Source organism: Streptomyces sp. NPDC031670, from assembly GCF_055580545.1.
The window spans coordinates 612142-635116 of record NZ_JBVILC010000001.1 but is presented as its reverse complement, the minus strand read 5'-3'; the positions used below and the strand labels follow the sequence as shown (position 1 = coordinate 635116).

Here is a 22975-nt window from a genome sequence, read left to right as displayed (position 1 = left end):
GTGCCTGCCCGTCACGGGGGTGGTCGGCCGATTTGGGCGCCAGGGCCGTCCCCGGACGAGCTCATCGTCTCCCGCGCGATGCCCGCGTGCCCGCGCGCCGGGGGGATACCGGGGGAGTGGGCGAACACACCGTCCTGGGTGAAGGTCCGGGCGAAGGGCTCGGCCCGGACGGCGTCGAGGAGGTGGGCCTGGCGGGCGTAGAAGAGCTGGACCTCGGCGTAGAGCCCGGAGCGGGCGGAGTCGCCGGTCGCTGCCGTCGCCGTGGTGTCGGTGCCGTGTACCGCGGTGTTCACGATGCCTCCTCGAATGACCGCGCCCGGTCGGGGGCACCGAATGCTGCCAAGTGGTCCCGGACCCAGGTGCGGAAGGACCGGGGCGTCGATCCGGTGATCTCCCGTACGCTCGCCACGACGGGAAGCTGCCGTTCAATCAAGTAGCGCTCCACCTCCAGGAGTTGCCGGGCATAGGCCTCCGGGAGCCGTCCGGCCGCCAGGCGCACCCACTGCTCCTCCGCGATCCGTGCCACCTTCAGCTCGCGGCCGAGCACCTCGCCCAGTACCCGGACGCGCGCGTGGACGTCTAGGGCCTGGGGCCCGGAGAGCGGCAGGATCCGCACGCCGGAGGGCTCGGGCCCGAGCAGTACGGTGGCCGCGACCTCGGCGATGTCGCGCGGGTCGATCACCGGCACCGCGAGGTCCGGGTGGACGACGCCCACCACGTCACCCGCGGCGAGGGCGGGCACCCACTGCAGGGCCAGCGAGGCGAACGGCCCCGGCCGCAGCACGGTGAGCGGCACGCCCGTGGCCCGCAGGCGGGCTTCTCCCTGTACGTGCTTGACGAACAGCGGGTTGTCGAAGCCCGGTCCCCGGGGCGCGTCGGCGGAGAGCGCGACGAGCCGGCGCAGTCCCGGCGCGCGCTGTGCTGCCAGGGCGAACGCCGCGCCCGCGTCCTCGGCGCGCAGGACGAAGGCGGCGTCCACCCCCCGCAACGCCGGTTCGAGCGTGGCGCTGTCGGTCAGGTCGCCGCCCGCGATCTCCGCGCCCTCGGGCAGCAGAGCCGCCGCGCGTGCGGGGTCGCGGCACAGGGCGCGGACCCTGACGCCGTGCGCGAGCAGCCGCCCCACGAGATGGCGGTCCACCGTCCCGGTGGCCCCGGTGACCAGTACTCCGTGCCCCATGTGCCCTCCGGCGGTCGCGGGACCGGGCCGGATGCCCGATCCCGCGCACAGCTCAGAGGCGGGGGCTCGAATCCCGCTCCAGCACGGCTCGGCCGCCGACCCGGCCGTACCGGAGCCGGCCCCGGCCGGACCTGCCGGAGGGGGGCTCGGTCGGGGGCGGGGGCCGGGTCCTACTCCGTCGCGCCGGAGGCTCCGCTCTCGTACGCCTCCATGGTGCGCACGAACATGGCCCGCTCCTGCGGGGTGAGCGGGTCCAGGGCCTTCTCCCAGGCGTCGGCGCCGCGTGCGAGCCAGCTGTTGATGGCCTCGCGGGTCTCCGGGTCCTCGGTGAGGGAGACGATCGTGCGCCGCCGGTCGGAGGGGTCGGCCCGGCGCTCGACGACGCCCTGACGGTTCAGGTCCGCGACCATCAGGCTCACCGTGGTGGGGGCGACCTCCAGGCGGGCCGCGAGTTCGTTGACGAGGGCCGGGCCGTCGAAGACGAGGTGGGAGAGGAGGGAGAGGTGGCGCGGGGCGAGGTTCATCGAGCGGAGTTGCTCGGGGACGGTGGTGCGCTTCAGCCGCTGCGCGACACGCGGCATCAGCACGAGCATGGCCCGGATCGCGTCGTCCCTGCTCATCCCGGTCTCCCGGGCGGCCTGCCGCTTTCGCTCCGCCTCGCGCTCCGTTGACATCCCGCCGACCCCCCTTATAGCTTTGCTTTCAAAGCAAACTCTCTCTTTGCTCGTCCACCCTACCGGACACGTGCGCTCCGGGCCTGCTCAGGAAGGGATGGCCCATGTCCTTAGCCTCGCCTCCCACCACCGCCGCACCCGAGTTCAATCCCCGGCGGTGGGCGGCGTTCGTCGTCACGCTGTCGGCGGTCTTCATGGATCTGGTGGACACCACCGTGATCAATGTGGCGCTGCCCTCGCTGAGGGGGGAACTGCGCGCGTCGAGCACCCAGCTCGAATGGTCCATCGCCGGGTATGTGCTCGCCTTCGCCTCCGGGATGATCACCGCCTCCCGCCTCGGTGACCGGTACGGCCGACTGCGCGTCTTCCAGCTCGGCCTGGTGGCCTTCACCGTCACCTCCGCGCTCACCGGCCTCGCGGTCAACCCCGAGATGCTGGTGGCCGCCCGGATCGCCCAGGGAGCCTCCGCCGCCCTGATGGTGCCCCAGGTGCTCGCCATGCTGCGTGTGGAGTTCCCGCCCGCCGAGCAGTCCAAGGCGGCGGCGATCTTCGGCCTCAACTTCTCCATCGGAGGCGTCGGCGGCCCGCTGATCGGCGGCCTGCTGCTCAACGCCGACCTCTTCGGCCTCGGCTGGCGGCCGATCTTCTTCGTCAACGTCCCCATCGGCATCGCCGCGCTGATCGCCACGCACTACCTGTGCCGTGACTCGCGGGCCGAGCACGCGGCCACCACCGACATCCCGGGTCTGGCCATCGCCACGGCAGCCGTCCTGGCCCTGCTCTATCCCCTCGTCGAGGGCCGCACCCTGGGCTGGCCCTGGTGGAGCTTCGCCCTGATGGCGGCCTGCCCGGCGCTGCTGTGGGTCTTCGCGTGGTACGAAAGAGGTGTCACCCGCCGCGGCCATGCCCCGCTGATCGACCCCCAACTCCTGCGCGAACGCGCCCCCTTGGGCGGGCTGCTGGCCGCCGTGCTGTTCTTCGCCGGCACCGGCTACACCCTGGTGATCACCGTCCATCTCCAGAGCGGGCTGGGCTACTCGCCGCTGCACACCGCCCTGAGCATGGTGCCCTTCGCGGTCGGCGTCGGTCTGTTCACGCCCTTCGCGCCCAAGATCCGGCAGTTCGGCAGGCCGGTCGCGGCGGTCGGCTCACTGATCGCGGCGGGCGGCATGGGCCTGGTCCTCTCGGCGTTCCAGCGGTACGGGACCGGACTGCACTCCTGGCAGATCCTGCCCGGACTCCTGCTGGCCGGTCTCGGGGTCTCCATGACCTCGGGCGTACTCGTCACCACGGTCCTGGCCAAGACCCCGGGCCGGCACGCGGGAGCCGCCGCTGCACTCGTGAACACGGCGATCCAGATCGGCGTCGCGACCGGCATCGCCGTCGTCGGCACCGTGTTCTTCGGGCACCTCGACGACAACGGCGACCCCGTGGACGCGGCCGTGGCCGGTCTGGTGACCGTGGTGATCCTGTGGGTGCTGGCCGCGCCGGCCGCGTTCATCCTGCCGCCCGGCCGCCTCGTGTTCGGGCCCGCGTCCGCCCCCAAGGCCCCACAACAGGCCGACCCGCAGGGTGAGACGGCCCCCGCCGAACCGCGGCGCGTGACCGCGCCACCGGCGTCGGACTGACACCGCACCCCACAGAACGCGGCCCGCGGCATCCCCCGCACGCGGTCCGTCCGGTCTCCCCGGCCGCCCTCCATCGGCCGGGGAGACCGTTGTGCGTCCGCGCGCCATGGGCGGAGGCGGACCGGCCGGGCCGACCGGCGGCTGTCGAGCGCTCGTCAAGGCACTTTCGACCTCTACGGCCGACGCTCGGGCCCTTCGTCCGTCGCGGGGCCGTGCCGCGACACTCCCGAGGGGAGCCCCGTTGTCCGAAACTATCTCCAACCCGATGACCGACAAGCCCGGTTGGCCGCAGACCGGCTCGCTCCGCCCGGACGAGGTGGTGCCCCTGGCCGCCGAACACGCCCGCGAAGGCGACCGGGACCGGCAACTGCACCCCAAGGTCCACGAAGCGCTGCGCGGCGCGGGTTTCGCGCGCCACTTCGTCGCCGCCCGCTGGGGCGGTGCCGAAGGCGGTTTCCTGCCCTGCCTCGAAGCGGAGGCGCGGATCGCGCGGGAGGATCCGTCCGCCGGGTGGTGCGCCTCCGTCACGGCGACGCTCTCGCGGATGGCGGGCTTCCTGCCCGAGGAGGGACAGCGGACCGTCTGGGCGGACGGCCCCGTCGCGCTGGTCGTAGGGGCGCTCGTGCCCGGCGGCAGTGCCGTGGCCGCACCGGGCGGCTGGCTCCTCCGTGCGCATACTGTTGCCGCTCAGCAGCGCCCCGGCCCGCTCCCGGACCGCGGCCGGGGAGGTACCGGGAGGCTCGCCCGGCAGCCCCCGGACCCGCCCGACGGCCCCCGGGACCGAGGGGCGGGCCCCGCCCACCGTCCTAGCGGTCCTGCGACAGCGCGTGCAGCTCGCTGAACAGGCCTCCCGAGTGCAACAGGTCGTCGAAGGTGCCCTGTTCGGTGATGCGGCCCCGCTCCATCACCACGATCCGGTCCGCCGTACGGGTGTTCTCGATGCGGTGGGTGACGACGATCGTGATGCGGTCGCGGGCCATTTCCTTGAGGACCGTGAACATCCGGTGCTCGCCGCGCGCGTCCATCTCCGACGTCGGCTCGTCCAGGATCAGCACCGGCGGCCGGCGGTAGAGCGCGCGGGAACAGGCCAGGCGCTGCCACTGGCCGCCGGAGAGTTCACTGCCGCCCCACAGCTCCCGGGCCAGCAGCGTGTCGAGCCCGTGCGGCAGCTCCTCCACGGCCGTGCGCATCCCCACCGCGTCCACCGCGTCCCACACCGGGGCGTCGTGGTGGGTGCGCGGCTGGCCCAGGGTGACGTTCTCCCGTACGGCCAGCGGCCACTGCCCGAAGAACTGCGGGACCAGACCGGTGCGCCGCCAGACCGTCTCGGGGTCGGCCGTGGCCAGGTCGACACCGTCCCAGACCACCCGGCCCTTGTCGGGCAGATAGAGACCGGTGATCAGACGGGTGAGGGTGGACTTGCCCGAGCCGTTCTCGCCGACGACCGCGACGACCTCGCCCCGGCGCAGGGTGAGCGAGACGCGGTCCACGGCCGGGGCCTCCTTGTTGGGGTACTGGTAGACGACCTCGTCGAGCCGGATCTCCTCCGGTTGCTCCGGAGCGGTCAACGCGCCCCGTCTCGGGGCGCGTTCGGCCGCGAAGTCGAGGAACGCGCGCATGTCGGCCAGGTACAGACTGGTGTGGAACATCGCTGCCCCGTTGGCGACGACCTGCGACAGGGCGCCCAGCGAGCTCCGCACCGCGACCACCGCCGTCGCCGCCACCCCCAGCTCGACCCGGCCGGTGACGGCGAGCCACGCCAGGGTGGCCCAGGTGGCGAGGAGGAAGGCGCCCCCCAGCGCCGAGGTGACCAGGTCGATCCGCAGCAGCCGGGGCGCCATCGCGAGTGTGCGCCGGTCGATGCGCTCGGACAGGGAGCGGTACCAGAACATCAGATAGGCGGTCATACCGTTGGCCCGCACCTCGTCCGCGAGCTTCGGCGTGGTCACCCACCAGCGCATCATCCCGCGCACATTGCGGTCGCCCACATTGGCGTAGTGCGTCTCGTAGTCGACGCGCGCCGACATCACGGCGCCCGTCCCGGCGGGCAGCACCGCCAGCAGGAGCAGGGCGAGCATCAGGGGGTGCAGCACCGCGAGGACACCCGCCGCCGCGACCATACGGATCACCGCCGCCATGAACTGCTCCGCGTCGCGCACCATCAGATTGGTGCGCATCACCCCCATCTCGGCCGCCTCCTGGCGGTCCGCGAACCCCTCCTGGCCGTACGCGGCGGCCTCCACCCGGCACACCGCCTCGACCAGGTCGGCGTCGGCCGCCGTCGTCAGCGGCGGGGTGATCCTGCCCTCCGCGTACGACGCGAGCGCGGCGGTCACGCGCGCGACGCCGGCCGCGACGGCGATCACCACCAGCGCCGGTAACGCCGCGTCGATCCGGTCGGCCGCCCGGCCCCCGCCCAGGATCGGCGCCATGGCGCGGGCCGTGGCGCCCAGCAGCACCGCCGCCGCGACCCCGGTCACCACCTGGCAGACCAGCAGCAGCAGGACGGAGGTCCGGTCGATCCGCCACGCCATCCGGCAGGTCTGCCCCAGCACGGACGGCAGCCGCCCGCACATCTGCCGGAACGAGGCCCCGCCCAGCGGGTTCTTCCCGTAGTGCCCCGAGAACGTGATCTCCGCGGGCGGGGGCGGCGGAACCGGGGGCGGTTGGAGAGGTGGCGCCGAGGGCGCGGTCTCACCGCTCATGCCCGCCTCCCCGTATGCGTCTGATCGAACACCGGATGAACGTCTACGGCATGACCACGGGCATCCACGGCGACTCCTCGGACGGTGCTTACGGACCTGACGCAAGCAACAACGCTGCTGATCAGCGCGGCGTAACGGCCGACTCGTCGAGAAATCGTTCGACGGTGCGGGAGGAACGTTCGGGCTCCGTGGCAAGGCGCCCGTCAGACGTAGTTCGAATCGGTGCTCAGTAACCGCCCGGGGCCGAGGCCGGGGCGCTCGTCACCGGGGTGTACGGGGTCGAGTTGCCCGGAGCGGGGGCCGAGGTCGTCGGGGGCCGCGAGGCGGGGGCCTGCGGTCGCGCGGACCCGGAGGCACTGGCGGGCGAGGGGGCGCAGGACGCCGGCGCGGATGAACCGGCGTACGGCGACGCGCAGTTCGTGGGCGACGAGCCGTAGGGCATCGACGTGCTCGGCGGTGGGGTCTTCCGGTCGCTCCCGCCCGTGTCGCCCTGGGGCCGCGAGAACCACTCCTCGTGGTCCGGGTCGAACATGACGAACGTGTGGACCGGGCGGGCGGCGGGCGCGACGACGGCCACGTTCGACGGCCGGTAGGCGGGCCAGGCGTCGCCGGTGGGCTTGGGCGTGCCCCGCTGGGCGACCGGCGGCATCAGCGGGTTCCCGCAGGCGCAGCGCACCCTCGGCACGCCCCGGTCGTCCACCAGCACGGCCGTACCGGCCTGAAGGACGGCCTGGTAGGAAGTGGCGGAGCCGTTCTCGTAACCGTGGTTGGTCACCCGGGTGTCGACACGGAGCTGTACGGGGGTGAGGGCGCGCAGATATGACGGCACGCCGTCGGGCGCGATGCCGAGGACGGACGCGAACGCCTTGTTCTTCGCCGGTTCCGCCGCCAGCGCGCCGATCTGCTTCTCCACGTCGCAGCTGGCCCTGTTGCGGGTACCCCCGTACAGACCGGGGGCCGAACCGTCCACGCCGCGCGTCACATTGGCGGACGTCGGCGCCGACGCGCTGGGCAGGGACGGCGGGGACGGGGGCGGCGAGCTGTAGCGCGCGCTCGACGGGGTGAAGGGCCGCGGCCCGTCCTTCCCCGCCGCCTGGAGGAACACCTCGCCGCCGGCGTCCTTCTTCCCGGACGAGCCGTCGGGGCGGGTGAAGACGATGATCAGCGCCACGGCGGCCACGATCACGCCGGTCGTGAGGGCGACCCGGGGGGCCGAACGCCACCAGGGACGGTCGGGGCCGCCCTTGCGGGCCGGGGTGGCACCGTCGCCGGACCCTCCGCCGGGTCCGCCGGGTCCGGACGGGGGGCCGCTGCCGCGCCCGGAGTCGTCCCCGCCGCCCGAGCCGCCTCCGCCGCCAGGACCCCTGGGGCCGTACGGTCCGCCGCCCGTGCCCGTCCCGACCGCGATCGTCTCGTCGTGGCCGCCCCCGCTTCCGCGGTCGCCGCCCCCGCCGCCGCCCCGGCCCGTACCGCCCTGGTCGCCGCCGCTCGGCGGGCCCGTCGGCGGGCCGGGGCGGGAGGGGCCCGAAAGGGGGCCGGACGGGGGGCCGGTGGGTGGGCCGGACGGGGGAGGTTCGACGCTCACGAGCTCTTCTCCCGGCGTTGGGGTCCCGCGGGGTGCGGGGCGTTCGGTGCGGGGTCTGGGCCGAGGCATCCCCCCGGGACCGGGCGCCGTCGCAGCACGGTGGGTACGGCGGTACACGGCCGGGCGGCCCGGCTCGTCCCTCGCGCTGTGCGCGCGAGGCGTCCGGTATGTCCTCGACCCGCCCATTGTGTGCCCGGGGCCCGGCGGACCCGCAAGCTGACGCGGTCGGCCCCCCATGAGGGGCGGACCGGCCCGGCGCTGCTTAGCGTGACAGGCGTGAGCCAGGACAAACAGCCCGATTCGTCCTCCGTGCGGGGACGCGCGCGCCACGGCTGGGTCGAGGCCCTCGTGGCGGTGCTGACCGGTCTGATCGCCATGGCCGTCGTCGCCGCCCTCGGGCTGCTCGCCGCCGGGGCCTCCGACCTGCCCGACAACGCCTTGCCGCAGGTCGTCGCCGCCGTGGTCGTCATGGCGGTCGGCGGCTCCGTCGAGCTCAAGGGCGACGCCGGGGTGATCGGCGACACCGACGCGGGGCTGACCGTGCTCCCGCTCTCCGTCACGCTGGTCGGCGCGCTGCTCATCGCCGCCGGGTTCCTGAGGCCGCTGCGGCACCGGGCCGTGGCGAGCACCCGCGAACTGGCCCTGTGGGCCGCCCGGGTGGCCGTGCTGTGGCTCCTGGCGCTCCTCGGCCTGTCCTTCCTCGCGCGCAAACGGTTCACCATCGGGCTCGGGAACGGCGCCATCGGCGACATCGGGGATCTGCTGGGTGCCACCCCCAGGGTCGGCTTCGAGACCGATGTGCCGCTCACCCTGCTCTTCGGGCTGCTCTGGCTGGCGGGACTGCTCTTCCTCGCCCTGGTGATCTCCCGCCGGGCCCCGCTCCCCGCCCGTCTGCTGCGCTTCCAGGAGTCGGTGCGCCCGGCCGCGTTCGCGATGCTCGTGCTGCTGCTGGCGTATGTGGCGCTGGGCATCGTGGTGGGGCTGGTGGTGGCGGTGGTGCGCGGGCATACGGCCGAGACCTTCGCGGTGATACTGCTGGGCCTGCCGAACCTCGTCTGGCTCGCCTTCACCCTCGGGCTCGGCACCTCGTGGGAGGGCCGGGTGGACGGGCCGTTCGGGCTGCCCATGCCGCACGTACTGGACCAGGTGCTGCGTACGCCCGACATCTCCACCCTGAATCTGCGCACCCTCGCGGACTACGACGGACGGGTGTGGTGGCTGCTCGTCGCCGCCGCCGTACTGGTCCTGGCCGCCGGGTTCCTGATGGCGGTCCGCTCGCCCGCCCGGATCCCGGCGTGGCGGCACGCGCTGCACATGGCCCTGGCGCTCGCCCTCACCGTGCTCGCCGTCTGTCTGCTCTCCCGGATCTCCGCGCACTACGGGCTCTCGCTGCTCGGCATCGGAGACCTCGGCGGCGGTCTGTCGGGCCGGGTGTCGCTGACGCCGCGGCTGTGGACGGGGCTGGGCTTCGCGGTGCTGTGGGGGCTGGTGGCGGGCTTCCTCGGCAGTCTGCTCACCCGGCGCGTACGGCGGCGCGGGGAGGTGGCGCCGACGGGGCCGCCCCCCTCGGCCGGTCCTCCCCGGGAGCCCTCCGGCTGACGCTCACCCCGTGCCCGGGAACACCGGGCGGGCCCACTCGGGCGGTTCGGGCGGCGGCCCCGGCGCACCGGCCACCACCCGCAGATCCACCCGCGTCGGCGGGTGCCCTCCCGGCCCCACGCCCTTCGCCGCCGCGCGCAGCGCGGCCACGAACGCCAGGCACGAGTCGTACCGGTCGTCCGGGATCTTCGCCAGCGCCTTCGCCATCACCCCGTCGACCCCGGCGGCGATGTCGGGGCGCCGCTCGGTCAGCGCGGGCGGCTGGTCGTACTGGTGCGCCCACAGCAGCGCCATGTCGTCGTCGCGCTGGAACGGCGGGGTGCCCGCCATCGTCTCGTAGACCACGCACGCGAGGCTGTAGACATCGCAGCGGCCGTCCACCGGGCGACCCGAGATCTGCTCGGGCGCCACGTAGTCGAGGGTGCCCACGAACTGGCCGACCGAGGTGAACCCGGTCAGCGACAGGGACTTCTTCGTCAGGCCGAAGTCGGTGAGGTAGACGTGCTCGGGGTGGTCGCTGTCGGTGCCGGGCGCCACCAGGATGTTGCCCGGCTTCACATCGCGGTGGACGAGGTCGTGCTCATGGGCGGCGTCCAGCGCGGACGCCACCTGGGCGGCGATCCGGGCCGCCGTCGCGACCGGCAGCGGGCCCTCCTGGTCGAGCAGGGCCCGCAGATCGCGCCCGGCGACGTACCGCATGGCGATGTACAGGACACCGTCGGTCTCCCCGGCCTCGAAGACCGGCACGATGTGCGGGTGGTCGATCGCGGCGGCCACCCGCGACTCATGCGTGAAGCGCCTGCGGAAGGTGTCGTTGCGGGCCAGTTCGGGGGCGAGCAGCTTCAGCGCGACCGTCCGCTCCAGGCGCAGATCGCGGGCCCGGTAGACCACCGCCATCCCGCCGCGCCCGACCTCCCCCTCGATGCGGTACCCGGCGATCCGCCGTCCGACGAGGTCGGCGGGGCGTCCGGCGTACAGGTCGCTCTCGGGTGCCATCAGGTGTCACCGGACCAGGCGCGGGTGCCGTCCATGGCGTCGGGGTACGGCCCGCCGCCGTCCGGGCCGACCACCCGCGTCGCGTCGGCCGGTCCCGGGCCGCCGGCCGGGGATTCGGCGCTCACGCGCGCCGCGGACGGCGGCGCGGACGCCGCGAAGGTGCTCAGCCGCGTCCCGTCGCAGTACACCCACCGCTCGTGCTCCGCGTCGTACAGCCACACCGCCTCGCCGTCGACGACGATGCCCGCCCGCAGCCCGTGGGTGCGCCGCCGGAACGTCTCTCCGTCCAGGCGCCCGGCGGCCAGGTCCTCCGCCGCGCCCCGGTAGCGGTTGAGCATGTCCTGGACGCGGGCGAGGAGCGGGCGCGGGTCGGCCGTACGGGCCAGGGGAGCGCCCGCGACCGGCGGCCCCTGCGGGACGGTCACCAGGAGGCGGCCGTCGACCCAGGCCGACCAGGAGTTGGCGCACACGATGCGGGCCCAGTCGCCCCGCCGGTCGATGAGCTGCACCGGAAGCAGCGCGTCCAGCGGCACCGTGGGGCGCCCGGTGTCCGGGCTCTCCCAGGCGGCGAGTCCGCCGGGAGGGACGACATGGGTGGGACGGAAGTCCAGGGGAGTGCTCATCGGGGCCGCCTACTTCCGCATCACGGCGGGCTCGTGCCGCCGCAGCAGCCGGGCGACCGCGAAGCCGAACAGCACCGACAGGGCCACCAGCATGCCCATGTCGAGCAGCCACACGGCCGTGTCGTGCCTGAAGAGCGGATCGCCGGTCAGTTCCCCCGGCACGATCCTGGACAGCCCGATCGTGCCCGCCATCCCGCCGAGCGCCCACCGGGAGGGCACCAGCCAGGCCAGCTGCTCGATGCCCGGGACGCCGTGCAGCTTCAACAGGGCGCCGCAGAAGACCACTTGGACGATGGCGAGCAGCACCAGCAGCGGCATCGTCACCTCCTCCTTGCGCACCAGCGCCGAGACGAGCAGGCCGAGCATCATGGCGGTGAAGGAGAGCAGGGCCACCGCCACCGTGATCTCCACCAGCGGCGGCATGATCACGCCCTTGCCGCCCGGCGCGTTCAGTTTGACGCCGAAGAGGGCCACCAGGGTGAGGACCACCGCCTGGAGGACCGTGATCGTCCCCAGGACCACCACCTTGGAGAGCAGGTACGCCGATCTGGACAGCCCCACGGCCCGTTCGCGCTGGTAGATCACGCGTTCCTTGACCAGCTCCCGTACGGCGTTGGCCGCACCCGTGAGCACACCGCCGACACACAGGATGAGCAGCGCGTTCATCGCCGTCTCCTGGGTCAGTCTGCCGCCCGCGAGGGCCCGGGCCATGGCGCCCATGACGAAGGGCAGCGCGATCATGATGGCGAGGAAGGTGCGGTCGGCGCCGAGCGCCGCCGCGTACCGGCGCACCAGGGTGTTCAGCTGGGCGCCCCGGCTCTGTGCCTTGGGCGGCCGGCCGACGACCCGGGCGGCGGCGCCCGGGCCCAGGCGCGGCTGGGTGCTGGAGGCGACCACGTACCGCTGGTGGAAGCGCGAGCGGGCGTAGTCGCCCGCCCAGTCCCGGTCGCGGTCCCGCTCGAAGGCCTCGAACGCCTCCGGCCACTCGGCGAAGCCGAAGAAGTCCAGGGTGTCGCGGGGCGGCCCGTAGTACGCGATGTGGCCGCCGGGGGCGAGGACGAGGATGCGGTCGCAGACGTCGAGGCTGAGGACGCTGTGGGTGACCACGATGACGGTGCGGCCGTCGTCCGCGAGGCCGCGCAGCATGTGCATCACCGAGCGGTCCATGCCCGGGTCGAGGCCGGAGGTGGGCTCGTCGAGGAAGAGCAGCGACGGCTTGGTCAGCAGCTCCAGGGCGACGCTCACACGCTTGCGCTGGCCGCCGGAAAGGCTGTGGATGGACTGGTTCGCGCGCTGTTCGAGGCCGAGCTCGCCGATCACCTCGTCGACCCGGGCGCGGCGCTCCGCCTTGGCGGTGTCCTGCGGGAAGCGCAGCTCGGCGGCGTAGCCCAGGGCCCGGCGCACGGTGAGCTGGGCGTGCAGGATGTCGTCCTGGGGGACGAGCCCGATGCGCTGGCGCAGCTCGGCGTAGTCGCGGTAGAGGTCGCGGCCGTCGTAGAGGACCGTGCCCCGGTCGGCGGGGCGCAGCCCGGTCAGGGCGTTGAGCAGGGTGGACTTCCCGGCGCCGCTCGGGCCGACCACGGCGAGCAGACACTTCTCACCCACCGGGAAGGAGACCTGGTCGAGGAGGGTCTTGCGGCCCCGGTCGACGGCGACCGTGAGGTCCTGGACGTCGAGCGAGACCTCGCCGGTGTCCACGTACTCCTGGAGCTCGTCCCCGACCAGGCAGAACGCCGAGTGGCCGACGCCGACGATGTCACCGGGGGAGACCGCCGCGCGGTCGACGGGCTGGCCGTTGAGGAAGGTGCCGTTGTGGCTGCCGAGGTCGACGATCTCGTAGCCGCCGTCGGGGCGGGCGCGCAGTTCGGCGTGCCGGCGCGAGACGATCAGGTCGTCGACGACGAGGTCGTTCTCGGGGGCGCGGCCGATCCGTACCGTCCTGGCGGGCAGGGGCCGTACCGAGGTGGGCCGGCGGAAGGCGCCGGTCGCGGAGGGCATGGACACGGCCGAAAGCCGCTCGGGCGGCCGGACCCGCGGTGGGGCTCGCCCCACCAGTACGGCGCGGGGGCCGTCGGCCGGGCTGCCGAAGCGGATGACGCTGCCGGGGCCCACACCCCATTCGTGGACGCGGCGCCCGTCGGCGTACGTTCCGTTGGTGCTGCCCTCGTCCTCGACCGTCCAGTGGTCGCCCGCGGCGCGCAGCACCGCGTGGTGCCACGAGACGCGGGCGTCGTCGATGACGATCTCGCTGAGGGGGTCGCGCCCGACGTGGTAGTCCCGGCTCGGACTCATCACCGTGGAGCCGGTGTCGGTCTCCAGGACGAGTTCGGGCGCTGTCGGCGCGGCAGACCGCTCTCCCATGGGTGGAATTCTACCTATTGGTCCGTTGGTGTGCCTGGTGATGAGCCCCGACCGGGGCGTCCACGCACCGGACGGCTCCCCTCGCGCCCGGCGGCCCGCCGGCTGTCCGGACCTGCCCGCCCCCGGCGCGTCCCGGGGGCGGGCACCGCGTCCTCAGCCGGGCCCGTCCCCGGGCGGCAGGTGCGAGGTCGGGGGGGCCTCGGCCGCCGGGTCGAGGATGCGGTTGAGGAAGTTCCGGGTCCGCTCCTCCCGCGGGGCGCCCACGACCTGGGCGGCCGGGCCCTGTTCGACGACGACACCGGCGTCCATGAACACCACCCGGTCCGCGACCTCCCGGGCGAAGCTCATCTCATGGGTGACCACCATCATCGTCATGCCCTCGCCGGCGAGCATCCGCATCACCGCCAGGACGTCCCCGACCAGCTCGGGGTCGAGCGCCGAGGTCGGCTCGTCGAAGAGCATCACCTCGGGGCCCATGGCGAGCGCCCGGGCGATGGCGACGCGCTGCTGCTGGCCGCCGGAGAGCTGCGCCGGATACGCGCCGGCCTTCTCGGCGAGCCCCACCCGCTCCAGGTTCTCGCGGGCCACGGCGGCGGCCTTCGCCCTGTCCCGGCGCAGCACCCGGCGCTGCGGCAGGACCAGGTTCTCGGTCACCGTGATGTGCGGGAAGAGGTTGAACTGCTGGAAAACCATGCCGATACGGCGGCGCACCGCGTCGATGTCGACGTCCAGGTCGGTGACCTCGGTGCCGCCGACGAACACCTGTCCCGCGCTCGGCTCCTCCAGCAGGTTCACACAGCGCAGCAGCGTCGACTTGCCCGACCCCGAGGGGCCGATGACGCACACCACCTCGCCACGGGCGACCTCCAGGTCGATCCCGCGCAGCACCTCGTTGTCCCCGAACGACTTGCGCAGCCCGCGGATCTCGATCTCGTTCCGTGACATCTCGTTCCGTGACATCTCGTTCTGCGGCATCGCTTCCTCACCTCGCCCGGTCGGCACGGGCTTCGAGACGGCGCACCACGAAGCTCAGCGGCACGGTCACCATCAGGTAGCAGAGCCCGGCGACCAGGATCGGGGTGGAGTTGGCGCTCTGGCTGGCCAGGTCCCTGCCGTACTTGGTCAGCTCCCGCTCCTCCAGGGTGACCCCGAGGAAGAGCACGAGTGAGGAGTCCTTGAAGAGCAGCACCAGTTCGTTGGTCAGGGGCGGGATGACGATCCGGAACGCCTGCGGAATGATCACCGACACCATGGCCCGGGCGTGCGAGAACCCCAGCGAGCGGGCCGCCTCCATCTGGCCCTTGGGCACCGCCTGGATGCCCGCCCTGATCGTCTCGGCCATATAGGCCGCGGCGACCAGACCGAGCCCGAGGGCGACCTTGCCGTACGTACCGCCGGGGATCTCCGTGCCCGGGAAGGCCAGCGGGACCGCCACCCCCACGAAGATGAAGATCAGCAGGGCGGGCAGCCCGCGGAACAGTTCGATGTAGATGCCCGCCACCCAGCGGTAGGGCGCCACCGACGAGAGCCGCATCAGCGCGACGATGAGACCGAGCACCAGGCCGAAGACGAAGCCGGAGAGCGTGTACACCACGGTGTTGCGCAGCGCGATGGTGATGATCTCCGGGAAGAGCTTCGCGACGAGGTCCTTCTGCGCGAACTGGTTCTGCAAGCGGTCCCAGTCGGCCAGCAGCCCGATGGTGACCAGCACCGCCACGAAGACCGCGTACTGGATGCCCTGCGAGACGCGCCTTCGTTGACGCCTCGTCAGGCGGGAAGTCACGGCTGGACCTTGGGCAGCGGACCGATCCACTCCTCGTAGATCTTCTTGTACGTGCCGTCCGCCTTGGCGTCGGTGATCGCCTTGTCGATGGCGGCGAGCAGCTTGCTGTTGCCCTTCTTGACCGAGAAGCCGTACCGCTCGCCGGTCGCGATGTTCTCCACCAGGGCGAACCGGTCGGCGTTGGCCTTGTCCTTGAGCCAGCCCTGGACCACCGGGTAGTCGATCACCACGGCGTCGACCTGCCCGGTCCGCAGCCCGTTGAGCACCGCGTCGGAGCTCTCGAAGGCGACCGGGTTGAAGCCCTTGCCCGTGGCGTAGCTCTCGCCGGTGGTCTCGGCCTGCGCGCCGAGCTTGCGGCCCTTGGCCTTGACGTCGGCGAGCGAGGTGATGCCGCTCTTCTTGGTGACGAGGAGCGCCTGGGTGGCGTCGAAGTACGGGACGGAGAAGTCCACGTTCTTCTTGCGCTCGTCGGTGATGGTCATACCGGCGGCGGCGAGGTCGCACTCGCCGGAGTTGAGGAAGGCGCCGGTCTTGAAGTTCTCGAACGGAGTGTCGAGGATCTTCTGTTCGACCTTGAGGTTCTTGGCGACGAGGTCGATCAGGGACACGTCGAAGCCCACGACCTTGCCGTTCCGCTCCGACTGGAACGGCGGATACGGCAGATGGGTGCAGGTGGTCAGCTTGCCCTTCTTGACCACCGGCACCCCGCCGGCGGCCTCCCCGGCGCCCTCCCCGCCCGAGGAGCAGCCGGTGGCGACGAGCAGCAGTCCTGCCGCGGTGGCTGCGGCGGTGGTCAGATTGCGGATACGGTGAGCCGTCCTGGTCACGGTTGACCTCCATCGGTACGGGGGTGGCTGAGGAGCGGAACCGTTCAGCCATGATCGTATGAGACTGGGGGTGACTCCGCCCCCGAACGCGGCAGGCGCGCCGATGACGTCGTCCGGGACACCCGCCTGCCGGGGCACCGGCCGACGGGGTTCCGGGACGCGGGTCAACTTGGCCATCTAGGCTGATCATTGACCGTTCCACCAGGCCCCAGGAGACAACGCCCGTGACCGAGAACCCGGCCCACCTCGACGCTCCCGAGCACGTTCGGAGCAGAATCAACACCTCCCAGCCGCACACGGCCCGGATCTGGAACTACTGGCTCGGCGGCAAGGACAACTACGAGGTCGACCGCGCGGTCGGCGACCAGATCCGCGAGCTCCACCCCGGCATCGGCGACTACGCCCGCGCGGACCGGCTCTTCCTCGGCCGCGCCGTGCGCCATCTGGTGGCCGACCGGGGCATCCGGCAGTTCCTCGACATCGGCACCGGTCTGCCCACCGCCGACAACACCCACGAGGTGGCGCAGAGCATCGCGCCCGAGTCGCGGATCGTCTACGTCGACAACGACCCGCTGGTGCTCGCCCACGCCCGCGCGCTGCTGACCAGCACCCCCGAGGGCCGGACCGACTACCTCGACGCGGATCTGCGCGATGTGGACAGCATCCTGGAACACGCCTCGAAGACGCTGGACTTGAGCCGGCCGGTCGCGCTGATGCTGCTGGGCGTGGTCATCTTCATCGAGGACGACGACCAGGCGTACGGCCTGGTGCGCGACCTCATGGAGCGGTTGGCCCCCGGCAGCTTCCTCGTCCTGTCGCACACGGTGACCCACCCCGGGATGCCGGACGTCGACCAGGCGGTGGCGTTCTGGAACGAGCACGGCACCCCCAAGCTCACCCAGCGCACCCCGGAGCAGACCGCCCGGTTCTTCGACGGCCTGGAGCTCCTGGAACCCGGCGTGGTCTCCTGCTCGCGCTGGCGGCCCGAGAACCCCGAGGGCGAGGGCGAGCCGGCCGAGGTGGCCATGTTCGGCGGGGTGGGCCGCAAGGCCTGACCTGCGCCGGAGCCGTCTCCTGGGACGACGATGACTCCGCCTTTGCCATTGCGGGGACCTCCCGCCGGGATGTCCCCGCAATGCGCCCTTCGTCACCCGGGCGGCTTCACCGCACCTTGGGGCAAGGTTGACCAACACGCGGACGGATCGGGAAGGTTGCGGACGTAGGTTCGGCCGCATGGCCCCCACCCCCTCCGCCCTCCCGGTACTGCCGTACCGCAAACCCACCCCCGGCCGCGACTACTGGGTCCTCGACGACGTCCTGCCCAACGCGGACGAGGTCCGCGCGCGCTGCCTCGCGAAGGACGACTGGGTCGAGGGATACCCCCGCAAGCCCGAGACCTGGCCCGGGCTGCGCACCATGCCCGGCCTGGAGCCCGCCGAACTCGCCCGGGTGGAGCGGCTGGTCAAGAAGGCGACCGGGGCCGGGGAGCTGTGGTTGCAGAAGGCGCCCGGCGGCGCCACGCTCAACCACAACTGCGTCCAGGTCGTCGGCAGGGACGAGGGCGAGCCCCGCCCGCACACCGACTCGCGCGCGCTGTGCCGGTATGCGGCCGTGCTCTACCTCAACCCCGGCGTCCCCAAGGACTGCGGCACCAGCTTCTACCGGCAGAGCCTGCCCGGCGGAGTCCTCGGCGGCAATCTGGTCGCGGCCCCGCACACCAACCTGGTCGAGGCGCTCGGCACCCGCTTCGTACCGGGCGACTCCTTCACCGAGGACGTCCGCGTCGCCCACCGCTACAACCGGCTGCTCCTGTACAACGCCAACATGATCCACACGGCCACCGGCTACTGGGGCAGCACCCTGGAGGACAGCCGGATGACGGCCGTCTTCTTCTGGATGGCCTGAGCCGGACGGCCGAGCGCTACAGCGTGGCCGGCGGGCCGGGGCGGGTGGCGACGACGACCGTGGCGTACCGCTCCTCACAGGTCGCCACCTCCGGGACGAGACCGCCCCCGGTGACCGCCGCGACGGCCGACGGCACCTGGCGCTCGCCGGTCTCGAAGAGCAGCCGCCCGCCGGGCCTCAGCCAGAGCGCCGCCCCGGCGGTCACCCGGCGCAGCACGTCGAGACCGTCGGCGCCGCCGTCGAGCGCCACCCGGGCCTCGTGGACGCGCGCCTCGGAGGGGAGCAGCTCGATCTCCTCGCTCGGTACGTACGGCACATTGGCGAGCAGGACGTCCACCCGGCCGCGCAGCCCGGCCGGGAGCGCGGCGAACAGATCACCCCGGTGGACCCGGCCCCCGGCGGCGGTGACATTGCGCCGGGCGCACTCCACGGCCGCCGGGTCGATGTCGGCGGCGTGCAGCTCGGCGCCGGTGAGCCCCGCGACGAGCGCCACGCCCAACGCCCCCGAGCCGCAGCACAGATCCACCACGACCGCGCCCGCCGGTGCGAGGGCGGCGGCCCGCTCCACCAGGAACTCCGTGCGGCGCCGGGGCACGAAGACGCCCGGGTCCACCGCGACACGTACACCGGCGAACTCGGCCCAGCCCACCACGTGTTCCAGCGGCAGGCCCTCGGCGCGCCGCGCCACCATGGCGTCGAGCTCGGCGGGGGTGCGGGCGGTGGAGAGCAGCAACTCCGCCTCCTCCTCGGCGAAGACACAGCCGGCGGCGCGGAGCCGGGTCACCACGGCGGAACGGGACAGCACGGTAATGGGTCTCACCTGGGGTCTGGGCCGGAACCCGTCCGGGTCCGGAAGCCTGCGGGGCGCGGTCACCCTACCCCGGGCGTGTCGACGGGCCGCAGTGATTTATTCGTGCATACCGTGCATAGAATGACTCAATGATCTTTATTGTCGCCAAGTTCCCCGTGAAGTCCGAGTACGCCGAGGAGTGGCCCCGGCACGTGGCGGACTTCACCGCCGCGACCCGGGCCGAGCCGGGCAACCTCTGGTTCGAGTGGTCCCGCAGCATCGAGGACCCGGACACCTATGTGCTGGTCGAGGCGTTCCAGGACGGCACGGGCGAGGCGCACGTCGGCTCCGACCACTTCCGGGCCGCCATGGAGACGATGCGCCCGCTCCTGCGCCGCACCCCCGACATCGTGAGCACGACGATCGAGGGTACGGCGGGGTGGAGCGCCATGGGCGAGCTGAAGGTCGGCTAGCCGACCGGCCGCCCCGGCTCGCGCCGGGCCGTCACTTGACGGTGACGTTCACGGTCGGCGACACGGTCTCGCCGTCCTTGACCCGCAGCTCCTCCTTGCCCTTGGTGTTCAGCTTGGCGTCCAGCGAGTAGCTGGAGCCCTGCTTGATGGTCGTACTGGCCTGCAACGTCGTCCACTTGCCCTTGTTCTTGTGCTGGAGCACGACCTTGCTGCCGACCGGCAGCCCCTTGGAGCGGCCGGTGAAGGTGACCTTGTCGCCCGCCTTCGCCGTGGTGGCGCTCGCCTTGATGGTCAGGGACCCCTTCGCCGAGGACGCGTACTTGCTGCCGCTCGGCGTCGGCTTGGGTGTGGCGGCGGTCGCGGTGGCCGTGGCCCCGCCGGCCAGCAGGGCGAAGGACAGGGCGCCCGCCGCCGCCATCCGGGCGCAGCGGTTGCTCAGAGTGGATTTCACGATGGATCTCCCGTCTTGACCTACTCCCCACTCGGTCGGTTCGTACCTTTTCCGAGGTTATCCATGGATGTTGGGAAACGGCGACCGGGCGTCCCGTCCCGGCGGTGAGCGCATCCGCCCCTATGCTGAGGGCGATGTTCGCTCCCCAGGGCCCCACCGTCCGTGAACTCGCCGTCCAGGCACTGTCGTCGGTCGAGCGCGGATACGACCTGCTCGCCCCGAAGTTCGACCTCACGCCCTACCGCACCCCGGACCCGGTCCTCCACGCCACCACCCGCGTCCTCGCCGGACTCGGCCCCTTCGGCCGCGGCCTCGACCTGTGCTGCGGCACCGGCGCGGGACTGGACGTGCTGCGCGCGGTCTGCCGAGAGCGGGTCACCGGGGTCGACTTCAGCGCCGGGATGCTCGCGGCGGGCCGGGCACGAGGCGCCCGGGACGCCGACTGGATCCGCGCCGACGCCCGCGCCCTGCCGTTCCGGGACGCCTTCGATCTCGTGGTGAGCTTCGGCGCGTTCGGGCACTTCCTGCCCGCCGAGCGGCCGGGGCTGTTCGCCCAGGTCCGCTCGGTGCTCGCGCCCGGAGGCCGTTTCGCCTTCCCGGTCGCGGCCCCCGCCCGCCCCGGCTCCCCGGGCTACTGGGCGCTGCTCGGCTTCGACGCGGCGATGCGGGTGCGCAACGCGCTGTGGCGGCCCCGTTTCGTCATGTACTACCGGGACTTCCGGCTCGCCGATCTCCGCGCGGAGCTCGCGGGAGCCGGGTTCCACGTGGACCTCCACGCGCTGGAGGAGCTCGGCAGGCGCCCCGACGGAAGTCCCCGCTGCCGCCTGGTGGTCGCCACGGCCCGGTGACCGTCGGCCACCCCACCTGCGGGGATGACACCCCGTAATGTTCGTGTGGCGCCGGGTGAGCGGTGGTCGTACCGTGGCGGAGGTGGTTTCCACCGCATCGCCGCCCAGGGGCGGCGGAACGGTATTCGACTCTCTCGGGGTCACGAGGTGAGCACCTTGCCCTCCGTGCACTTTCCTCTGATGCTCGCGCTGGCCGCGGGTTCGTTCTTCCTCTGGCGCAAAGGCGGCACCAAGCTGTCCCACGCGCTGACCTGCGCCGGCTTCGGCTTCTACTTCGCCGATACGGCGGCGGCCCCCTCGCTGCACAGCGCGGTCAACTCGGTGATGGGCATGCTCGGTCAGCTCGGCGGCTGAGCACGCCCCCGCACCGCGCTCAGGCGTCCGCCACCCAACTCCCGTGGAAGCCCAGCGGAATCCGCCCCGGCAGGTGGATGCGGGCGAGCGGACGCCCGGAGAAGTCCTGCGCCGCCAGGATCAGCAGATCGGCGGCGCCCCGCAGCGGGTCGTGGACGTACGCCAGTGTGCAGCCGTCGTCCTCGGCCGCCCGCGGGTCCGGGTCCGGGCCGTGCGCGGGCACGAACACCGCCTCGCCCACGGCGGCGCCCCGGGGCAGCCGGTGCGACTGCGAAGTGCCGCGCAGGAAGTCGTGCTTGATCAGCGCGTTGCCGAACGAGCGGTCCGGCGGCACGCCGTCGGCGGTCAGATAGGCGGTGGACATCTCGGCGCACGCCGCCGTGTACCCGTACCGGTGGCGCCGGGAGACCAGCGACTCGTTGACGCGCGGGAACTCCTGCGGCCGGTCGTCGAGCCGCCGGGTGCGCACCCGGCCCTGCGCCAGATCCACGGTCCAGCGGTCCAGCGAGGCCGTGCCCAGGGCGGTCGGGCCGTCGCTGCCGCGCCCCGCGACCTGGAACGGCGCCGGGAACGTGGTCAGTTCGACCACCACCGAGGAGCCCTCGTCGTAGGCGTTCAGCGTGTGCGAGACGAAGACCGGGTCGATCTCGAACCAGCGCACGCTCCCTCCGCTCCTCGGCAGCACGCCCACCCGCGCCGGGTGCCGGTCGTTCCACACGTACGGAACGGACGCGCCCGCCCCGGCCGCCGCCGCGTCGAAGGTGACGGGGATGTCGAAGAGCACCACATGGCGCTCGGTGAGCGCGAAGTCGTGCATCATCGGGCTGTCCGTCACGGGGATCCGTGTCGTGCGGGCCACCCGCCCGGTCCGGTCGACGACGAGGTGACGCACATGGTCCCAGGTCGGGTAGTAGGCGATGGCGTGCAGCTCGTCCGCGTGGACGTCGTACTTGGTGTGCGCGGTGAACGCGCCGCTCAGTGTGGAGCGGAAGTCGTAGCCGCCCAGGGTGTTGAGCTCCCCGTCCAGTTCGTACGGCAGCGGCCCGCTCTCCTGGAGGGCGAGGATGCGGCCCTTGTACGGGATGACGTGGGTGTTGCAGGCGAAGTCGTCCTCGGGGACGGGTCCGGGGTGCGGCTCGCCGAGCTTGCGGCAGACGGCGGCCGAGCGGACCCACCGGTTGCGGTACCACTCGGCCCGCCCGTCGCGCAGCCGTACCCCGTGGACCATGCCGTCCCCCAGCATCCAGTGGTGGGCGCGGGGGTCCTCCAGGCCGAGGACGTTGGGGCCGGTGCGCAGATAGCGCCCGTTCAGCGAGCGGGGGATGCGGCCGGTGACGGGCAGGTCGAAGGCGGTGAGCTCCTCGGTGACGGGCGCGAAGGCCCCGTGCAGGAACGGCTGCTTCACGGTGGCGGACGCCGCGGTCCGCGGAGCGCTGCGCGCGGTTGCGGACGCGGCCGTCCCGCTGCGTGCCGCCAGCACACCCGCCGCCGCGCCCGCCGCGCCGCGCAGTACGTTCCGCCGTGTGTGGTCGCTCATGTCCAGCCCCCTGCTCTTCCGTCCGTGCGATCCGTCGGCCACGATCGTCCGCCCGGCACGGGGCCGCGGTCAGGAGGGCTGGGCCCCGGCCGGGGGTGGTGCCAGGCCCCCGGTCCGCCGGGCCCTTTCGGGGTTTTCGCACGAAATCCCAGGCAAGGTGTTGAATGTGCGACTATTGAGATGATGTGATGCGGGTCACAGATCGGGAGTGGCAGCAAGGAGCGAGTCGATGTCCACCACCGTCGAACAGTCCGTCCTGGCCCGCCTCGTCACCGACGCACCCCACGGCGTCCCCGTCCCCGTCACCCTCACCTACGACGCGGCCGACCCGCTGGCCGTCCGGATGCTGTTCCCCGCCCAGGTCTCCCTGGACGACACCGGCGTGACCTGGGTCTTCGCCCGCAACCTCATCGACCGGGGACTGCGCGCCCCGGCCGGTACCGGCGATGTGCGCATACGGCCGCTCGACCCGGCCCGGACCGTGGTGGAGCTGCGCTCCCCGGACGGTCTGGCGCTCCTGGAGTTCGGCACGGCGGCGCTGCGCCGCTTCCTCCTCCTCACCTACGCGGTGGTCTCCGCCGAGGCCGAGAACCAGGACCTCGACATGGACGGCGCCCTCGCCGAGCTGCTGCGCCAGAGCCGATGAACGCGCGGCCCCG

23 protein-coding genes are annotated in these 22975 nt (G+C 72.8%); 9 read left to right on the top strand and 14 right to left on the bottom strand.

The annotated features are described in order from the left end of the window. Nucleotides 1-11 precede the first annotated feature (11 nt). The 3 genes from ACZ5ID_RS02830 to ACZ5ID_RS02820 all read right to left on the bottom strand — a co-directional run bounded on the left by ACZ5ID_RS02830 (nt 12) and on the right by ACZ5ID_RS02820 (nt 1797). A complete protein-coding gene (locus tag ACZ5ID_RS02830) occupies nt 12-293 on the bottom strand; it encodes a nuclear transport factor 2 family protein (protein ID WP_468892786.1) in 282 nt (93 codons plus the stop codon). Next, a complete protein-coding gene (locus ACZ5ID_RS02825) occupies nt 290-1177 on the bottom strand; it encodes an SDR family oxidoreductase (RefSeq protein WP_468892784.1) in 888 nt (295 codons plus the stop codon). The genes ACZ5ID_RS02830 and ACZ5ID_RS02825 overlap by 4 nt, the downstream gene beginning before the upstream one ends. 170 nt (nt 1178-1347) lie before the next feature. Then, entirely contained in the window at nt 1348-1797 is a 450-nt protein-coding gene (locus ACZ5ID_RS02820; RefSeq protein WP_468892783.1) for a MarR family winged helix-turn-helix transcriptional regulator, read from the bottom strand. A 158-nt stretch (nt 1798-1955) separates the two neighbouring features. Here ACZ5ID_RS02820 and ACZ5ID_RS02815 point away from each other — a divergent pair, with 158 nt between their 5' ends. After that, nucleotides 1956-3479 (top strand): MFS transporter, encoded by a 1524-nt coding sequence (locus tag ACZ5ID_RS02815; RefSeq protein WP_468892781.1) that lies wholly within the window; start codon nt 1956-1958, stop codon nt 3477-3479. Nucleotides 3480-3720: 241 nt separating this feature from the next. After that, nucleotides 3721-4320: a hypothetical protein gene (locus ACZ5ID_RS02810; RefSeq protein ID WP_468892780.1), complete on the top strand. Its 600-nt coding sequence runs from the start codon at nt 3721-3723 to the stop codon at nt 4318-4320. On the opposite strand, the gene ACZ5ID_RS02805 is transcribed toward ACZ5ID_RS02810, so the two are convergent. Both ACZ5ID_RS02805 and ACZ5ID_RS02800 read right to left on the bottom strand, forming a co-directional pair. Next, nucleotides 4286-6184: an ABC transporter ATP-binding protein gene (locus ACZ5ID_RS02805; RefSeq protein ID WP_468892778.1), complete on the bottom strand. Its 1899-nt coding sequence runs from the start codon at nt 6182-6184 to the stop codon at nt 4286-4288. The two genes, ACZ5ID_RS02810 and ACZ5ID_RS02805, sit on opposite strands and share 35 nt — an antisense overlap. Nucleotides 6185-6410: 226 nt before the next feature. After that, complete coding sequence (locus tag ACZ5ID_RS02800) at nt 6411-7769, bottom strand: DUF6777 domain-containing protein (protein ID WP_468892777.1); 1359 nt, start codon at nt 7767-7769, stop codon at nt 6411-6413. Nucleotides 7770-8144: 375 nt separating this feature from the next. Between ACZ5ID_RS02800 and ACZ5ID_RS02795 the strand changes: the two genes are divergently transcribed. Beyond that, the gene (locus ACZ5ID_RS02795; RefSeq protein WP_468893170.1) at nt 8145-9368 is read left to right on the top strand and encodes a streptophobe family protein; all 1224 of its coding nucleotides are present in this window, start codon (nt 8145-8147) and stop codon (nt 9366-9368) included. Nucleotides 9369-9371: 3 nt separating this feature from the next. On the opposite strand, the gene ACZ5ID_RS02790 is transcribed toward ACZ5ID_RS02795, so the two are convergent. The 6 genes from ACZ5ID_RS02790 to ACZ5ID_RS02765 all read right to left on the bottom strand — a co-directional run bounded on the left by ACZ5ID_RS02790 (nt 9372) and on the right by ACZ5ID_RS02765 (nt 15958). Then, a complete protein-coding gene (locus ACZ5ID_RS02790) occupies nt 9372-10364 on the bottom strand; it encodes a serine/threonine-protein kinase (protein ID WP_468892775.1) in 993 nt (330 codons plus the stop codon). Then, nucleotides 10364-10987: an SH3 domain-containing protein gene (locus ACZ5ID_RS02785; protein WP_468892774.1), complete on the bottom strand. Its 624-nt coding sequence runs from the start codon at nt 10985-10987 to the stop codon at nt 10364-10366. The genes ACZ5ID_RS02790 and ACZ5ID_RS02785 overlap by 1 nt, the downstream gene beginning before the upstream one ends. 9 nt (nt 10988-10996) lie before the next feature. Further along, entirely contained in the window at nt 10997-13348 is a 2352-nt protein-coding gene (locus tag ACZ5ID_RS02780) for an ABC transporter ATP-binding protein/permease (RefSeq protein ID WP_468892772.1), read from the bottom strand. 153 nt (nt 13349-13501) lie between these two features. Next, nucleotides 13502-14293 (bottom strand): amino acid ABC transporter ATP-binding protein, encoded by a 792-nt coding sequence (locus tag ACZ5ID_RS02775; RefSeq protein ID WP_468893168.1) that lies wholly within the window; start codon nt 14291-14293, stop codon nt 13502-13504. Nucleotides 14294-14330: 37 nt separating this feature from the next. Continuing rightward, nucleotides 14331-15131, bottom strand: a complete 801-nt coding sequence (locus ACZ5ID_RS02770) for an amino acid ABC transporter permease (protein WP_468892771.1) — start codon at nt 15129-15131, stop codon at nt 14331-14333. Then, on the bottom strand, nt 15128-15958 hold the full coding sequence (locus tag ACZ5ID_RS02765) for an ABC transporter substrate-binding protein (RefSeq protein WP_468892770.1): 831 nt from the start codon (nt 15956-15958) through the stop codon (nt 15128-15130). The genes ACZ5ID_RS02770 and ACZ5ID_RS02765 overlap by 4 nt, the downstream gene beginning before the upstream one ends. Nucleotides 15959-16182: 224 nt before the next feature. Between ACZ5ID_RS02765 and ACZ5ID_RS02760 the strand changes: the two genes are divergently transcribed. Together ACZ5ID_RS02760 and ACZ5ID_RS02755 are read left to right on the top strand one after the other, a co-directional pair. After that, complete coding sequence (locus tag ACZ5ID_RS02760) at nt 16183-17013, top strand: SAM-dependent methyltransferase (protein ID WP_468892769.1); 831 nt, start codon at nt 16183-16185, stop codon at nt 17011-17013. A gap of 178 nt (nt 17014-17191) precedes the next feature. After that, a complete protein-coding gene (locus ACZ5ID_RS02755; protein ID WP_468892768.1) occupies nt 17192-17863 on the top strand; it encodes a DUF6445 family protein in 672 nt (223 codons plus the stop codon). A 16-nt stretch (nt 17864-17879) separates the two neighbouring features. Here the strand turns inward: ACZ5ID_RS02755 and ACZ5ID_RS02750 are convergent, their stop codons facing one another. Next, a complete protein-coding gene (locus ACZ5ID_RS02750; protein WP_468893166.1) occupies nt 17880-18674 on the bottom strand; it encodes a putative protein N(5)-glutamine methyltransferase in 795 nt (264 codons plus the stop codon). A gap of 128 nt (nt 18675-18802) precedes the next feature. Between ACZ5ID_RS02750 and ACZ5ID_RS02745 the strand changes: the two genes are divergently transcribed. Next, on the top strand, nt 18803-19126 hold the full coding sequence (locus ACZ5ID_RS02745; RefSeq protein ID WP_468892767.1) for a putative quinol monooxygenase: 324 nt from the start codon (nt 18803-18805) through the stop codon (nt 19124-19126). A gap of 31 nt (nt 19127-19157) precedes the next feature. Here ACZ5ID_RS02745 and ACZ5ID_RS02740 read toward each other — a convergent pair whose 3' ends face one another. Further along, nucleotides 19158-19577 (bottom strand): hypothetical protein, encoded by a 420-nt coding sequence (locus ACZ5ID_RS02740; protein ID WP_468892765.1) that lies wholly within the window; start codon nt 19575-19577, stop codon nt 19158-19160. A 134-nt stretch (nt 19578-19711) separates the two neighbouring features. Here ACZ5ID_RS02740 and ACZ5ID_RS02735 point away from each other — a divergent pair, with 134 nt between their 5' ends. Both ACZ5ID_RS02735 and ACZ5ID_RS02730 read left to right on the top strand, forming a co-directional pair. Next, nucleotides 19712-20425 (top strand): class I SAM-dependent methyltransferase, encoded by a 714-nt coding sequence (locus ACZ5ID_RS02735; RefSeq protein ID WP_468892764.1) that lies wholly within the window; start codon nt 19712-19714, stop codon nt 20423-20425. Between the two features lie 165 nt (nt 20426-20590). Continuing rightward, nucleotides 20591-20779 carry a hypothetical protein gene (locus ACZ5ID_RS02730; protein WP_406555849.1) on the top strand — a complete coding sequence of 63 codons (189 nt, stop codon included), beginning with the start codon at nt 20591-20593 and terminating at the stop codon, nt 20777-20779. A gap of 19 nt (nt 20780-20798) precedes the next feature. Here ACZ5ID_RS02730 and ACZ5ID_RS02725 read toward each other — a convergent pair whose 3' ends face one another. Beyond that, nucleotides 20799-22316, bottom strand: coding sequence for a carotenoid oxygenase family protein (locus tag ACZ5ID_RS02725; protein ID WP_468892763.1), 1518 nt, complete (start codon nt 22314-22316; stop codon nt 20799-20801). Nucleotides 22317-22545: 229 nt separating this feature from the next. Here ACZ5ID_RS02725 and ACZ5ID_RS02720 point away from each other — a divergent pair, with 229 nt between their 5' ends. After that, complete coding sequence (locus tag ACZ5ID_RS02720; RefSeq protein ID WP_468892761.1) at nt 22546-22962, top strand: SsgA family sporulation/cell division regulator; 417 nt, start codon at nt 22546-22548, stop codon at nt 22960-22962. The last annotated feature ends 13 nt before the right edge of the window (nt 22963-22975 follow it).

Excerpts from the sequence above, each read along its gene's own strand:
- ACZ5ID_RS02825 (WP_468892784.1), bottom strand. The coding sequence starts at position 1,177 with ATGGGGCACGGAGTACTGGTCACCGGGGCCACCGGGACGGTGGACCGC.
- ACZ5ID_RS02820 (WP_468892783.1), bottom strand. The coding sequence starts at position 1,797 with ATGAGCAGGGACGACGCGATCCGGGCCATGCTCGTGCTGATGCCGCGT.
- ACZ5ID_RS02815 (WP_468892781.1), top strand. The coding sequence starts at position 1,956 with ATGTCCTTAGCCTCGCCTCCCACCACCGCCGCACCCGAGTTCAATCCC.
- ACZ5ID_RS02805 (WP_468892778.1), bottom strand. The coding sequence starts at position 6,184 with ATGAGCGGTGAGACCGCGCCCTCGGCGCCACCTCTCCAACCGCCCCCG.
- ACZ5ID_RS02795 (WP_468893170.1), top strand. The coding sequence starts at position 8,145 with ATGGCCGTCGTCGCCGCCCTCGGGCTGCTCGCCGCCGGGGCCTCCGAC.
- ACZ5ID_RS02790 (WP_468892775.1), bottom strand. The coding sequence starts at position 10,364 with ATGGCACCCGAGAGCGACCTGTACGCCGGACGCCCCGCCGACCTCGTC.
- ACZ5ID_RS02785 (WP_468892774.1), bottom strand. The coding sequence starts at position 10,987 with ATGAGCACTCCCCTGGACTTCCGTCCCACCCATGTCGTCCCTCCCGGC.
- ACZ5ID_RS02780 (WP_468892772.1), bottom strand. The coding sequence starts at position 13,348 with ATGGGAGAGCGGTCTGCCGCGCCGACAGCGCCCGAACTCGTCCTGGAG.
- ACZ5ID_RS02775 (WP_468893168.1), bottom strand. The coding sequence starts at position 14,293 with ATGTCACGGAACGAGATCGAGATCCGCGGGCTGCGCAAGTCGTTCGGG.
- ACZ5ID_RS02755 (WP_468892768.1), top strand. The coding sequence starts at position 17,192 with ATGGCCCCCACCCCCTCCGCCCTCCCGGTACTGCCGTACCGCAAACCC.
- ACZ5ID_RS02745 (WP_468892767.1), top strand. The coding sequence starts at position 18,803 with ATGATCTTTATTGTCGCCAAGTTCCCCGTGAAGTCCGAGTACGCCGAG.
- ACZ5ID_RS02735 (WP_468892764.1), top strand. The coding sequence starts at position 19,712 with ATGTTCGCTCCCCAGGGCCCCACCGTCCGTGAACTCGCCGTCCAGGCA.
- ACZ5ID_RS02725 (WP_468892763.1), bottom strand. The coding sequence starts at position 22,316 with ATGAGCGACCACACACGGCGGAACGTACTGCGCGGCGCGGCGGGCGCG.
- ACZ5ID_RS02720 (WP_468892761.1), top strand. The coding sequence starts at position 22,546 with ATGTCCACCACCGTCGAACAGTCCGTCCTGGCCCGCCTCGTCACCGAC.